The 13332-nt window shown below is 67.5% G+C and carries 14 protein-coding genes; 5 read left to right on the forward strand and 9 right to left on the reverse strand.

Annotated features, from left to right (window positions below; translation table 11 throughout):
• The first annotated feature begins 9 nt into the window (after positions 1–9).
• Positions 10–1713, forward strand: a complete 1704-nt coding sequence (locus tag ACXC9Q_RS05370; protein ID WP_457055346.1) for a SulP family inorganic anion transporter — start codon at positions 10–12, stop codon at positions 1711–1713.
• Here the strand turns inward: ACXC9Q_RS05370 and ACXC9Q_RS05375 are convergent.
• The 3 genes from ACXC9Q_RS05375 to ACXC9Q_RS05385 form a co-directional block, all read right to left on the reverse strand.
• A complete protein-coding gene (locus tag ACXC9Q_RS05375) occupies positions 1691–2173 on the reverse strand; it encodes a DUF7144 family membrane protein (RefSeq protein WP_457055347.1) in 483 nt (160 codons plus the stop codon). The two genes, ACXC9Q_RS05370 and ACXC9Q_RS05375, sit on opposite strands and share 23 nt — an antisense overlap.
• A 122-nt stretch (positions 2174–2295) precedes the next feature.
• Positions 2296–2775 (reverse strand): hypothetical protein, encoded by a 480-nt coding sequence (locus tag ACXC9Q_RS05380; protein WP_457055348.1) that lies wholly within the window; start codon positions 2773–2775, stop codon positions 2296–2298.
• Positions 2776–2789: 14 nt separating this feature from the next.
• Positions 2790–3293 (reverse strand): DUF1269 domain-containing protein, encoded by a 504-nt coding sequence (locus ACXC9Q_RS05385; RefSeq protein ID WP_457055349.1) that lies wholly within the window; start codon positions 3291–3293, stop codon positions 2790–2792.
• A 222-nt stretch (positions 3294–3515) separates the two neighbouring features.
• Here ACXC9Q_RS05385 and ACXC9Q_RS05390 point away from each other — a divergent pair, with 222 nt between their 5' ends.
• On the forward strand, positions 3516–3815 hold the full coding sequence (locus ACXC9Q_RS05390) for a hypothetical protein (protein ID WP_328521073.1): 300 nt from the start codon (positions 3516–3518) through the stop codon (positions 3813–3815).
• A gap of 36 nt (positions 3816–3851) precedes the next feature.
• Positions 3852–4331: a DUF6325 family protein gene (locus ACXC9Q_RS05395; protein ID WP_457055350.1), complete on the forward strand. Its 480-nt coding sequence runs from the start codon at positions 3852–3854 to the stop codon at positions 4329–4331.
• Between the two features lie 239 nt (positions 4332–4570).
• Here ACXC9Q_RS05395 and ACXC9Q_RS05400 read toward each other — a convergent pair whose 3' ends face one another.
• Entirely contained in the window at positions 4571–5839 is a 1269-nt protein-coding gene (locus ACXC9Q_RS05400; protein WP_457055351.1) for a cation:proton antiporter, read from the reverse strand.
• Positions 5840–6015: 176 nt separating this feature from the next.
• Between ACXC9Q_RS05400 and ACXC9Q_RS05405 the strand changes: the two genes are divergently transcribed.
• Both ACXC9Q_RS05405 and ACXC9Q_RS05410 read left to right on the forward strand, forming a co-directional pair.
• Entirely contained in the window at positions 6016–8367 is a 2352-nt protein-coding gene (locus ACXC9Q_RS05405) for an arylsulfatase (RefSeq protein ID WP_457055352.1), read from the forward strand.
• 116 nt (positions 8368–8483) lie between these two features.
• The gene (locus ACXC9Q_RS05410) at positions 8484–9197 is read left to right on the forward strand and encodes a hypothetical protein (protein WP_457055353.1); all 714 of its coding nucleotides are present in this window, start codon (positions 8484–8486) and stop codon (positions 9195–9197) included.
• A 9-nt stretch (positions 9198–9206) separates the two neighbouring features.
• Here the strand turns inward: ACXC9Q_RS05410 and ACXC9Q_RS05415 are convergent, their stop codons facing one another.
• From ACXC9Q_RS05415 to ACXC9Q_RS05435, 5 genes are all read right to left on the reverse strand, one after another.
• A complete protein-coding gene (locus ACXC9Q_RS05415) occupies positions 9207–9926 on the reverse strand; it encodes a neutral zinc metallopeptidase (RefSeq protein ID WP_457055354.1) in 720 nt (239 codons plus the stop codon).
• Complete coding sequence (locus tag ACXC9Q_RS05420) at positions 9913–10347, reverse strand: DUF7144 family membrane protein (protein WP_457055355.1); 435 nt, start codon at positions 10345–10347, stop codon at positions 9913–9915. The genes ACXC9Q_RS05415 and ACXC9Q_RS05420 overlap by 14 nt, the downstream gene beginning before the upstream one ends.
• Before the next feature lie 131 nt (positions 10348–10478).
• Entirely contained in the window at positions 10479–11129 is a 651-nt protein-coding gene (locus ACXC9Q_RS05425) for a hypothetical protein (protein WP_457055356.1), read from the reverse strand.
• A complete protein-coding gene (locus ACXC9Q_RS05430; RefSeq protein WP_457055357.1) occupies positions 11113–11937 on the reverse strand; it encodes a bestrophin-like domain in 825 nt (274 codons plus the stop codon). The genes ACXC9Q_RS05425 and ACXC9Q_RS05430 overlap by 17 nt, the downstream gene beginning before the upstream one ends.
• A 32-nt stretch (positions 11938–11969) precedes the next feature.
• Positions 11970–13274: a hypothetical protein gene (locus ACXC9Q_RS05435; RefSeq protein WP_457055358.1), complete on the reverse strand. Its 1305-nt coding sequence runs from the start codon at positions 13272–13274 to the stop codon at positions 11970–11972.
• Positions 13275–13332: the final 58 nt, after the last annotated feature.

The raw sequence follows: 13332 nt of genomic DNA on the forward strand, positions 1-13332 counted from the left end.
CAAGACGACATGAGGCTGATCCCAGAGTCGCTGCGTGGATACCAGCGGCCCTGGGTGGCGCGCGACATCATCGCCGGCCTGACGCTGTCGGCGGTGGCGATCCCCGAGGTGATGGGCTACACGTCCATCGCCGGCACGCCGATCGTCACCGGGCTCTACACGGTCATCTTCCCCACCCTGCTCTTCGCTCTGCTGGGCTCCTCGAGGCTGCTCGTGGTGGGGGCGGACTCGGCCACCGCCGCGGTGCTCGCCGCGGGCCTGACCGGCCTCGGCATCGCCGGGGTCACGCCCGGATCGCCCGACTGGCTGGCCTTCGCCAGCCTCACAGCGCTGGTCTGCGGCGGTCTCCTGATCGTCGCGCGGCTGCTGCGGCTGGGCTTCATCGGAGACTTCCTGAGCACGTCCGTCCTGATCGGATTCCTCACCGGCGTCGGCATCCAGGTGCTGTCCGGGCAGATTCCGGACCTGCTCGGCATCTCGAAGGGCAAGGGAAACTGGTTCGAACAGCAGTGGCACTGGATCAGCTCGCTGTCCTCGATCCAGCTCGCCACGTTCGCCTTCGGGCTGAGCACGATCGTGATCATCCGGATCTTCAAGCGTTTCGTCCAGGTCGTCCCGGGAGCCATCGTCGCCGTCATACTGCTGACCGCCATCTCCGCGCTCACCGATGCACAGGCGCACGGCGTCGCCGTGGTCGGCGCCGTCCAGGGCGGCTTCCCACCGATCGGCCTGCCGTCGGCCATCTCCTGGTCGGACGTGACCAAGGTGCTGCCGACCGCCTTGTCCTGCTTCGTGCTCATCATCGCCCAGAGCGCCGCCACCTCCCGCAGCTTCGCGTTCCGGCACGGCGACGCCGTCGACATCAACCGGGACATCTTGGGGCTCAGCGGCGCCAGTCTCGCCGCCGGCCTCAGCGGCACCTTCGTGGTCAACGGCAGCCCTACCAAGACGCAGATCCTCGACGAGCAGAAAGGGCGCACCCAACTCGCCAACGTGACGATGTCGGCCGTCGTACTGCTGTTCACGCTGTTCTTCACCGGGCTGCTGGTGGACATGCCCAAGGCGGTGCTCGCCGGGATCGTCTTCCTCATCGGCGTCAGCCTGATCGACATCCCCGGCCTGCAGCGGCTGTGGATCCGGCGCAGGAACGAGTTCGTGGTCGCGGTGATCACCACGGTCACCGTCTTCGCCGTCGGCGTCGAGCAGGGAATCGTCCTCGCCGTCGTCCTCTCGATGCTCGACATCATCCGGCGGCAGTACAAACCGGGCGACTACGTGATCGGTCAGGACCAGGCCGGCGAGCCGACGTACCTGGCGGCCCGGCCAGGCGTGCAGAGCCTGCCCGGGCTGGTGGTCTTCCGTTACGACGCGGAGCTCTTCTACGCCAACGCCAACCGCTTCGCCGACCATCTGGAACTGATCATCGCCACCGCTCCCGATCCGGTCCGCTGGGTAGCGCTGGACTGCGGCGCGATCGACGACATCGACTACTCGGCCGGGGTGACCCTGGCCAATCTCGTCAACTACTGCCAGGCTCACCACGCCCGTTTCGTGCTCGTCCGGCCGGACACCCAGCTGCTGGCCACGCTCCGCTCGTACGGGACCTTGGCCGAGATCGGCGAGGGCAACATCTACCGGACGGTCGCCGACACCTTCCGCGCCTTTCGCGCCGACCCGGGATCTGCGGCTCTCAACGCTGGAGCGGAGGCGTAGTCCGCTCGGTGGCCGACATGTCGGGTGCCGGCTCGCCACCCCAGGCCTCCACGCCGGTGTCTCCGAGCCGGTCTCGTACGTCGGACCACCGGACGGTGAGCGCGAACAGGATGACGACGTCCAGTGCGATCATCAGCAAGGACCAGACCGGGTAGGCACCGATCCAGGCGATCTGCGTCACGGCGTGCAGGGCGACAACGACGATGCCCGCGATCCTGGCCCATGTCTGCACCGCGAGCAGGCCGACGCCCACGGCCATCATGATCAGCCCGGAGATCGTCAGGAACCATCCCCAGCCGGTCACGTCCACGATGACGAAGTTGTTCCGCGTCACGACCAGACGCTCGTCCGAGAACAGCGCGATCATTCCCTGGAAGATGTTGACCAATCCGACCACCAGGAGCAGCGATCCGGCGAACACGACCGAGCCGGCCATCACCGCGCCACCTTTCGCAGCCATCGTGGTATCTCCTCTCGTAGCGTCGGCCGCCGCGGAATCGGCGGCGGCTCGCACCTGAATGCTGGCCCGGGCCACCCGCGGCGCGCCTCACCCACCAGGGATGAGCTGATGACAGGCAGCGATCAGCCTGCCGGGCAGCTCTGTGTCAGCGTGGTGGCGAACGACGTGGCCGCGCTGCCGACTTGCTGGAGCGCCGAGTTGATCTGCGGCGCCTGCTGCCGAAGGTTGTCCGCACTCAGGCCACTCGCCGCGGTCTCCAACTGTGAGAACGCCGCCTTGACACTCTGGACGGCAGGCTGCAGAGCAGCCGATGCCGCGGCTACCGCGACACCCAGGCTGCTCTTGACGTTGGCAATCGCGGTGGTCAGCGCGGTGAGACCGTCCTGCAGGGGCTTCACATTCGCGAGGTCCGCCAGCGAGGACTTCAGTGCGGACGCGGCCGCACAGTCGGTCGTGGGCGCACTCGTCGCCGGCGGAGCTACCGTCACTGACGGACCTGACTGGCCCTGCGTCGAGCTGTCACTGCAAGCCATCGGTACGACGAGCAGGGCAACGGTCACCAGCGCGGCGACGATCGATCGACGTCCGCCGATTCGCGGCATCGCTTCTCCCCGGACTACTTGCCGGCCGCCTCCTTGACCTCCGTCGCGCTGTCCGCGTCGACCTCGTTCTTGGTGACCTTGTCCGCGTGCGACAGCGCCTTGTCGACGTCGGCCACCCACACTTCCTCGAACAGCGCCACGATGCCCGAACTGTTCGGCGGCAAGGTGTCTTCGACGTCGGCCTTGATCGCCGCCTTCTCCCGGTGGGACTTGAGAGCGCCGATGCCAAGCCCCGCGCCCGCACCGACCGCCGCGCCGGCCAGCAGACTGGGTGGGAAGATGAGGCCGATCACCGCGCCACCGACCGCACCCCATTTGGCGCCTTTGCGGGCCGTGTGGAAATCGTCGTCGACGTTGATCTTGCCGTCAGCGTCGCGGCTGACGAGGACGAGGCCGTCGACCTTGATGACATCGTCCGACGCGGCTTGCTTGATCGCGTCCCAATCGCCTCGCGCCGCATCCGCGTCCATGTAAGCGGCGATGTACAGGTCGACGGGAGCGTTGCTGTCAGATCCCACGGGTCTCTCCTCCTGATCGGGCGACCGCACGCGGTCCGGGGTACATCTCGTCCCGACGATGCCTCCGGTCCCGGCCGGAACACCTCACCCCGGGCGGACTAGCCGCGGCACACCCGGACCAATTCACCCCGCCAGGATGAGGCTCGCCGTCGGCCCGCGCGCAACGATCCAAGTCCACCATCGCCGCACTGCGGCGATCAGGCGTGCGCGAGAGGGATGACCATGGGGTGCTTCTTCGTTCTGCTTGCCGGGGTCTTTCCACGCCTGGCTCTGTTCATCGTGTGGGTGGCGCGCCCCAACCTGGTCGACTCCGCCTTCGACACGTGGATCTGGCCGCTCCTCGGCATCATCTTCCTGCCCTTCGCGACGCTCATGTACGTCATCCTCTACACCGGAGGCGGCCTGAGCGGCGGCGACTGGTTCTGGATCGTCCTGGCCGCCATCCTCGACGTCGTGCACTGGGGCTCCGGCTGGACCCAACGCCGCGCGGCCCCCGGCTACCCGGGCACCGCCCAGGCGTGACCCGACACCACCGACCGTTGAGATGAGGAGTGTGCCGTGACTGAGACCAGCAGCGCGACGAGTGATGTGGTTGACGAGCTGGGGCCGGTCGACTGGATCGTGGTCGAGTTCCCGGGAAGCAGGTTCAAGGGTGAGATCGTGCCCGAGCTGCAGACCCTGGTCGAGCGCAACATCGTGCGCGTCCTGGATCTTCTGCTCATGAAGAAGGACGCGGACGGCACCTTGGAAGCTTTCGAGCTCTCCGACCTCGACGACTCCGAGCTGGGGGCCCTGCGCACCTACGAGACGGAACTGGCCATGCTGCTCAGCGAAGACGACGTGACCTCGATCGCGGCAGCCGTGGAGCCGGGCAGCACCGCTGCTGTCCTCGTCTGGGAGAACCTCTGGGCAGCACCGTTCGGGTCGGCCGTACGGCGAGCCGGCGGACAACTGGTCGCCAGCGGACGGATCCCGGTCCAAGCCCTGTTGGCAGTGCTCGAGGAAGACGACGAACGACTCGCCAAGGACGGTGACTGACATGCCTCTCGCACGACGACGGATGCGCAGCTCCGGTGTGACCGGGGGCCGCCCGGTGGCCCGAGTAGCCACCACGGCTGCGACAGCAGCAGTGGTCGTCCACGGGGTCAACCGGCGAAGCGACCGCAGAGACGACCGCAGAGACGACCGCCAGGACGACCGAGGCGACCGCAGGGACGACCGCCAGGACGACCGAGGCGACCGCCGAGAGGACCGTCGGGACTGAGCTGGCGATACCGCTAGCGGTGGGTGGTCCGTCGTGATCGGGGGGCGGTGCCCGCATCGTCGCCCGCCTGCTCCAGGTGGACGTAGCGGCTGCCGAACGGACCGGCCGTGACACCGTGCAGCACGACGCTCGCCAGCACGGTGAGCGCGACGACGGCGACGGCATGCTCGACCACCGGGGCTTCGCCGAGCTGCTCGACTGCCAGCAGCGCGAACACGACCGAGGCCAGGCCGCGCGGCCCGAACCATCCCACGAACAAGACGGTACTGCGATCCAGCTTCGTTCCGAGCAGAGCCAGGGCGACCGGCACGATGCGGACCACGGTCAGGCTCAGTACGGCGTACGCGAGGAGCGTGACGTCGAAGTTGTGCACGGCGATCGGTACCAGCGCGGCTCCGAAGAGGAACCAGACGGCGAATGCCAGCATCTCACCGAGAAGCTCCGGTAGCTCGACGGCGTGGTCCGCGTCGACGACGTTCTCGTCCACTGCTGCTCTGAAGGCGATGCCGGCCACGAACGCCGCGATGAATCCGTTGCCGCTGAGCGTGACAGCGAGGGCGAAGCTGCTGAGTGCGGCCGCGAGTGTTGCGAGCAACCCTGCGCTCGTTGTCATCCAGTGCCGTTGGGAGGCGACGGTCATGAGCCTGGCGCTCGCGGGCCCGACCGCCAGGCCCACGATGAGACCGACGGCGAGTTCGAGCAGCGCACTGCCGGCGTAGTGGGCGAGGCTGTCGTGACTTCCGGTCCCGAGTTGGCTGGCGGCAAGGGCCAGCGTGAACGTGACGACCGGTGTGACGATGCCGTCGTTGAGTCCACTTTCCACGTTGAGTGCACGACGCAGACGCATGGGGATCCGGCGGTCGTTGATCACCTGTGCGCTGAGCGCAGCGTCGGTGGGAGCGAGCGTGGCGCCCACGAATCCTGCGAGTGCCCAGGTGAAATCGTCGAAGAACCAGGCGGCCAGGACAGAGCCCAGGATCACGGAAAGGGGAAGACCGATCGCCAGCAGCCGGCCGGGCAGGCGGGCATCTTGTTTCAGCCTCGAGAGGTTCACCCTGGCAGCGTCCGAGAACAACAGGAGTGCCAGCGTCAGCTCCGCGGTCAAATGGACGGACGGGGCCTCGACGTTGACCGTGAGAGGGCCCCAGTCAGGGTTTCCCAAGACATAGCCGGCGACGGCGAACACCAGCGGACCGGTGATGTTCAGGCGGGCCAGGAGATCCGAGGTCACCGCCCAGGCAAGGACAAGGAGCGCGAGCACCGCGAACGTGCCCTCTGTCACCGCCCCGCCTCCGCCCTGCCGAATCGCGTACAGCTCGGACTGGCTCCTCCACACCCTGACATCCGTCGCCCAGCTCCCACCTCATCCGCCGGAGAGGGTTTCGAACGGTCAGCAGGCTGGCATCGTCGGCTGGAGAGTCCGCCCCGTACTGCGTTTCGAGTGAAAGAGGGGTTGTCGTGGCGATCGAGGAGTATCCCTCCGGAACTCCGTTCACCGGTGTGGTGGGACGGACGACCGATGAGTCGAGTCCGGCGTGGCCGTCCCTCACCCGGGCGGCGGCCGGGAGCCCGAACGTGGTGTTCGTGGTGCTGGACGACACCGGCTTCGGTCAGCTGGGTTGCTACGGGAGTCCGATCGCGACACCGAACTTCGACGCGCTGGCCGCCGCCGGGCTGCGGTTCACGAACATGCACACCACGGCACTGTGTTCGCCGAGCCGGTCCTGCATCGTCACCGGGCGGAACCATCACAGCAACGGCATGGCCGCGATCACCGAGCTGGCGACCGGCTTCCCCGGCTACAACGGGGTCATCCCGTTCGAGAACGGGATGTTGTCGGAGATGCTGGTGGAGCAGGGCTACAGCACGTTCATGATCGGCAAGTGGCACCTGACCCCGAGCAATCAGGAGACAGCGACGGGGCCCTACACCCGCTGGCCGCTGGGGCGCGGTTTCGAGCGCTTCTACGGCTTCCTCGGCGGCGACACCAGTCAGTGGTATCCCGAGCTCGTGTACGACAACCACCAGATCGAGCCGCCGCGTACGCCGGAGGAGGGGTACCACCTCACCGAAGACCTGGTCGACAAGTCGATCGAGTTCATTGCCGACGCCAAGCAGATCGACCCGGCCAAGCCGTTCTACCTGCACCTGTGCTTCGGGGCCACCCATGCGCCACACCATGTGCCGAAGGAGTGGGCCGACAAGTATGCGGGTGCTTTCGACGAGGGCTGGGACGCCTACCGGGACAAGGTCTTCGCACGACAGAAGGAACTGGGCATCATGCCCGCCGACGCGGAGCTGTCCCGCCACGACCCCGACGTACCGGACTGGGAGTCGCAACCGGCCGAGGCGCGCAAGCTGTTCAGCCGCATGATGGAGGTGTTCGCGGGCTTCCTCAGTCACACCGATCACCACCTCGGCCGGCTGCTCGACTTCCTGCGCGAGCAGGGCGAGCTGGACAACACGATCGTGATGGTGATCTCGGACAACGGGGCGAGCGCCGAGGGTGGTCCGACCGGAACCACGAACGAGGCACAGTTCTTCAACAACGCTCCGGAGTCGCTCGAGGACAGCCTCAAGGTCATCGACGAGATCGGCGGCCCCAAACACTTCAACCACTATCCGTGGGGCTGGACCTGGGCGGGCAATACCCCGTTCCGGCGCTGGAAGCGGGAGACGTACCGGGGCGGATCCTGCGACCCGTTCATCGTCTCCTGGCCGGCCGGTGTCAAGGCGAGAGGCGAGGTCCGCAATCAGTACGCGCACCTCATCGACATGGTGCCGACCGTCCTGGACTTGCTCGGCACCCAACCGCCGCCGACGATCCGCGGTGTCACGCAGGCGCCGCTGCACGGGGTCAGCTTCGCGCATGCTCTCGACGACGCGGCGGCGCCCAGCAAGCATCACACCCAGTACTTCGAGATGCTGGGCCACCGTGCCATCGACCACGACGGGTGGCGGGCGGTCTGCCCGTGGCCCGGACCCTCGTTCGCCGAGGCGGGCGTCGGCTTCGGCCAGCCGATCAGTGCGGCGAGATTGTCTCAGCTCGACAGTGAAGGCTGGGAGCTCTATCACGTCGCGGAGGACCCTGCCGAGACCCACAACCTGGCGGCCGACCATCGCGATCGGCTCATCGCGCTCATCTCCACCTGGTACGCCGAGGCCGGCAAGCATGGCGTCCTGCCGATCGACGGCAGTGGGCTGGCACGCTTGATCGGCGAAAAGCCGTTGATCGCGGCCCCGCGTGATCAGTACACGATCCGGCCGAACACCCAGCCGGTTCCGTTCTCCGCGGGTCCGCGCGTCCTGAACAGGCCGCACAGCATCACGGCCTTCGTCGAGATCCCCGACGGTGGCGCGGAAGGAGTCCTCCTCTGTCAAGGCACCGCGGCCGGCGGCTACTCGCTGTACATGAAGGACCAGCGGCTGCACTACGTCCACAACTACGTCGGCAGGAGCCTTTTCGAGGTGTCGTCACCCGACCCGGTCCCGCCCGGCGAACACGAGCTCCGCTTCGAGTTCGAGCCGACGGGGAAACCCGACCTGCCCAACGGAAAGGGTGCGCCCGGACACCTGCAGTTGTATGTCGACGGAACCCTCGTGGCCACCGCCGATGCGGCCGTGACGACACCGTTCGTCATCAATCCCGGCGCCCTCACGTGCGGCGCCAACGCCGGCTCCCCGGTGACCCCGGACTACACCAGCCCGTTCAAGTTCACCGGCGCCATCCGCAAAGCCGTCATCGACGTCAGCGGTGAGCTCATCCACGATCCCGAGCTCGAGTTGCGAGCCCACCTGGCCCGGCAATAGCTGTGCCGGGTGCGTTTCACCCCGGACGGAGGAGGCGCGGACCTGCCGGTGCGAGGCATGCTTTCGTCTGAGTGAACTCGATGGGGAGTCGAGAACCGGGGCAAAGGAACGACAACGTGAGTGAGTCGACGCGGTCATCAGGCGCCGGGGGGCGTGATTCCGGCGCCCTCCGCAGCAAGGGTCAGAGTGTCCGGACGTGCTGTATCTACCTGGCCACCACGGTCGGGCTCATCTGCGCGATCGCCAGCTGGGGAGTGGGCGGAACCATTATCAGCGCGGTCGTGGTCGGGATGTCGACCGCCGTCGTCGCCTCGTCCATGTGGGGAGCGGACGGGAAGGCCGAGGTGCCCAGGATCCTTCGGGTCACCTGCGCCGGCGCGCTCATCACGCCGGCCGCCGTGGGGCTGATCGCGGTCTTCAAGTTCGCCGGCGTCCTGGTGGTGGTGGCACTCGCAGTGACCACGCCGGCTCTCACAGCGAAATTCTCGCGAAGGCACGCCAAGGGGGATCCTCCCGCCCGTCAGCCGGAGCCGGCAATATCTGCCGTCCCCGCGACGCCATCCGCGGACGGTCCCGCCGACGACGCGGCGCGAGAGCTGGGTTCCCTCGACGATCAGGCCTTGTGCCTGGCCTGGCGCCGGAGCTTCCGCCTGCTCGAGACTGCCCCTTCGGCGGCGATACGGCTGGCCATCGTCGACCAGCGGCAGAAGTACCTCGACGAACTCCAGCGGCGATCGCCGGAGGGACTCACGGCGTGGCTCGCCTCTGGAGCACGGGCGTCCGGCAACCCGTTTCCGTACGTCGAGGACGCCCGGCGCCGGGCGAGCTGAGTCAGCGGCTCAGATGCACGCCTGGACGCCGCCTTCCACGCCGGTGTTGAACGCGGAGGTCCGCTGCTCGGCGTTCCCGTGATCGCTCTCCTTGGTCCAGGGATAGTCGTCGGCGACCGCGGCGAGGGTTTTGGCGATCTCCTCGCTGTCGCCGGGCTCGATCGTGATCAGGCCGTCGTCGGCTGCTCCTTGCAGCGTGGCCCCGGCGAGGCAGTCCGCCTGGAGCTCGGCCGCGACCGAGACCCGGTCGCTGCGCAGCCTCGCCTGGATCGCGTGGCCCCACTCGTGGGCGATGATCAGGTACACCCACGCATCGCCGATCTGGCTGTAGCCGGCCGCCATCAGATCGTCGTCCCAGGCCACGAAGTCACCCGGCCGGCAGTAGACGGCGTTGAACGGCACGGATTCCGGTTCTCCACCGCACGGCGGTCCGTGCGTACCGATGTAGGACCCGGCAACGCGGGGACTTTGGTACGGCTGTCCGGATTGCTGGGTGAAGTGGCGGTGCCAGAACGAGTCCACCGCCTTGACGGCGGTGTCCTGATCCTCCTTCATCGCCTCCCGGTCGACCGCCGGGACGGTCTGATCCGTCGACGTCGTTGGCGGTGTCTCGGTGGTGGCCCCCTCCGGCGGGGCGGAGGTCGGCGCACCGCAGGCGGCTGCGATCATCGCGATCGTCAGCCACCCGAGGACGGTGCGCTTTCTGTGGGTGCCGTCAGGCAGCGACATCGCGACCGTGCGCGGCCAGCGCCCAGATGACGAAGACGTCGATCGCGATGACGGTCAGTGCCCAGAACGGGTAGTACGGGATGAAGGCGAAGTTCGCCAGTGCGCTCAGGATGGCCAGGACGATGCCGACCACCCGGGCCCAGGTCTGGCCCGCGATGACCGCGAAACCGGCCAGCAACACCAGCAGGCCCCCGATCAGGTGGATCCAGCCCCACGCGGTCGCGTCGAACTGGAACATGTAGTTGCGGGTGGCAACGTAGAACTCGTTCTCGAACAAAGCCACCAGACCGGAGAAGATCTGGAAGCCTCCGGACATGATCATCATCAGGCCGGCGAACAGGATGAACCCGACCGCCCAGCCACTGACCTCGTGTTCCTCGCCCGCCGCGTCGTAATGCGATGCCGCTGCGCCTTGTGCCACTGTGCTTCACTCCCCTGTTCTCTCGCCGCTACGCCTTGCGTAATCGGACCGCTCCGCCACCGCGGAGTGACACCAGGCTGACGAACCACGTCGAGTCCGGCATCATCCACAGCGGACGACTGCGACCCGGCTCAGACCTCGAAGCTGATCGGGAAGGTGGCGATCCAGACGATGGCGCCGACCAGGACGAGACAGCCGGCACCGGCCAGGATCCACCGCAGGCGGTGGCTCTTGATCCTGGTGCTCATCCCGGCGAAGAACAGGACCACGGCGTACAGAACGACGGTGAGCACGTAGTCGCTGGCGATCTGGAGGTCCCGCAGGACCACGGCCGCGGAGGTCGCGGCGGCCGCGTCGAGCCGTGCGGCCTCCTGCCGCGACGCGGGCTGATACTGAGGCATGGCGAACGGCGTCGGCGGCGCACTCGGGTTCGTGAACGGGCGGGTCGCCATCCAGGCGCTGAACGCGGGCCGGAATTCCGGCCGGAAGCGCGCTGCGTAGAAGGCGGCGACGGCCGGCTCACCTCGGCGATCAGCGTCCGCCCAGGCGATGAACGTGGCGACGTCCACCTGGCTCTGGAACTGGGACAGGCCTTGAGCCCGGGCAGCGTCGATCCTGATCGCGTTCGTGCGACCGGCCGCCTTGGCCTGCTCGCCGTTCCACCGGGTGGCCTGAAAACTGCTCCATGAGGTCCCGAGGGCGGCAACCACGAGCAGCACGGTGACCAGCACCTCCTGCAAGGTGCGGCCACGGCCGGCCGGCTCCTCAGCGGGGGTTGCCATGGTCGTCACACGGAGGTGTCACGTTGAGTCCGACGACCTTCAGCTGGGCATCGATCAGGTTGATGGTTCGCACCATCGCCGTCGGCTGCAGCCTGCCCACTCCCCCGCCGTGCGGATGATCGAAGAACACGAGCAGGAACAGCAGGAGCGTGATGACGAGCGTCACGCTGCCCATCAGGAGGCCTTGCGTCAGCGCTCCCTCGGCGCGGTCGGCGAAGAACAACAGGTACACGAAGAGCACCGCGGAGATCACCCCCAGGACCAGCCACAAGGGCGCCGGGATGATCCCCTCTGCCCCGTGCACCCGGTCGATGCGCGCCTGTTCCCGTTGGGATGTCTGATCCATCCACCGGTCGTACGCCGACTGCTCGGTCGCCGATACCGGGTTGACGGCCGAGATCGTCCGGAACATCTCCACGCCCCACGGGTTGACGGCGCTCCCGAGCGTGCCTGTGTCCACGGCATTCCACTCGGGCCCGGCGACGTTTCGCGCGTAGCAGATCAGTTCGCCGGTGAGCGCCGTCGCGGTCTTGTCAGGCAGGAACTGGGCCGTCTCGACCTGCTGCGCCACGATCGTCGCCTCGGTCTCGGCCCCGGACCGGGACTGGTCGTACGAGGTGAACGACAGGAAGATGATGAAGCCGAGGAGTACCGAGAACCCGGTGGCGAGCACACCGAAGACGCCCGAGGCGCGGTCACCGTCGGTGAAGTAGCTGCCCTCCGGCGCCCGCCTGCGCACGAGGAGCATCGCCGTGACGGTGACCGCGGTCACGAGGATCGCGACGAGTGCGGCCCAGACGAGGTTCACGGCCGCCCGCCTGCCGCCGCTGTCACAGCCGGCTACTTCGCGGTTCCGGGTACGGCTCCAGGCGGCGCAACGGGGCCGGAGGCAACTGGTGTCCGGCCGGCCCCGACCAGGACCTGCAGAACAGCCAGCAACCCGACCACCAGAGCAAGTGACCAGAACAGGCGCGACAGCGAGACATTGTTGCCCCAGAGCAGGACGACGACTCCCAGCAGGGCGACGACGACCCGCAACCACCGGACGTTCGCCGCGACCCATCGGCCGGCGCCGCCGACCGGGGTGTCGGCCAAGGCTCCCCCGATACCTTCCAGACCGCCGGTCACGCCATTGCGAACGGCGGTGCCGTACCGGTTGGATCCCGCGAACCAGCCGATGACCACGAGGCTCAGACCCAGCCAGAAGAACACTTGCCGGCCGCGTTCGAGGTAGGAGAGCAACTGGTCGTAGAAGATCCTGCTCGCCGGACCGAACGTCGTACCGGCCAACGCGTCGATGAACAACTGCCGCCCGACGGACAGCGCCAGCGCGACCAGCAGCGCGTTCAACGCCAGTAGTGCCCCGATGATCACCGTCATCCGCGGACGCCGGCGCGCGAGCACCAGAGCGGCCAGATACAGACCCGCCACCAGCACGATCAGCCACTGCGCCAGCGGGTTCGCGAACGCGTAGATCGTCCGGATCTGCTTCAGTTGCGGCGCATCCATCAACACGATCTGCTTGTCGACGTTGGGGATCGGCGCGTTCTGCAGGATCGTGAGCCCCCGGTCGACGAGGCGTTGCTTGACCTGATCGATGACGTCGGAGAGGTCAAGGACGACCTGATCACCCTGCAGCTGAACAGCGCCGGACTGATCCCCCTTCAGCACGCGCTGGAGGGACTGCTGCGCCCGGGTGTTGGCCGCAGTCCAGAGGTCGGCGAACTGGTCCGAGGCGAGGAACTCCCGGACCTGGCGGTCGATGAAACTGTTGATCGCAGCCGCGAGCGGGCCAACCAGTCGCTGCAGCCGGGGCCGGTCGGTGATGACACCGGAGAACACCTGGTTGAGGAGTGCCTCGACGTCGACCTCTTTCTGGATCGTGTCGGTGACCTTTGTCGCGATGGCGTCCTGCACCTCTGGCGAGTTCACCAGCGGGCCGACGGTGTTCACGTAGCGTGTGGTGTCGTTCAGCGTGCGTTGTCCCCAGTACGCGATCGCCGCCGGTGTCGTCAGCAAGGCCGCCAGCACCACGCAGATGATCACCGCGGCCGACCGCCCCTTGGACGACTGCTTCGCGGTGGGTGCCTCCTCGGTCACGCTGCGTTCTGGACCAGCTGACAGCGCGGCGTCCGGGTCAGACATGCTGTGACTCCTCGAGTGTCGGCTGCACGTCGGAGATTCGATCGTCGCCGCCGCGGCC

Source organism: Kribbella sp. CWNU-51, assembly GCF_054073265.1.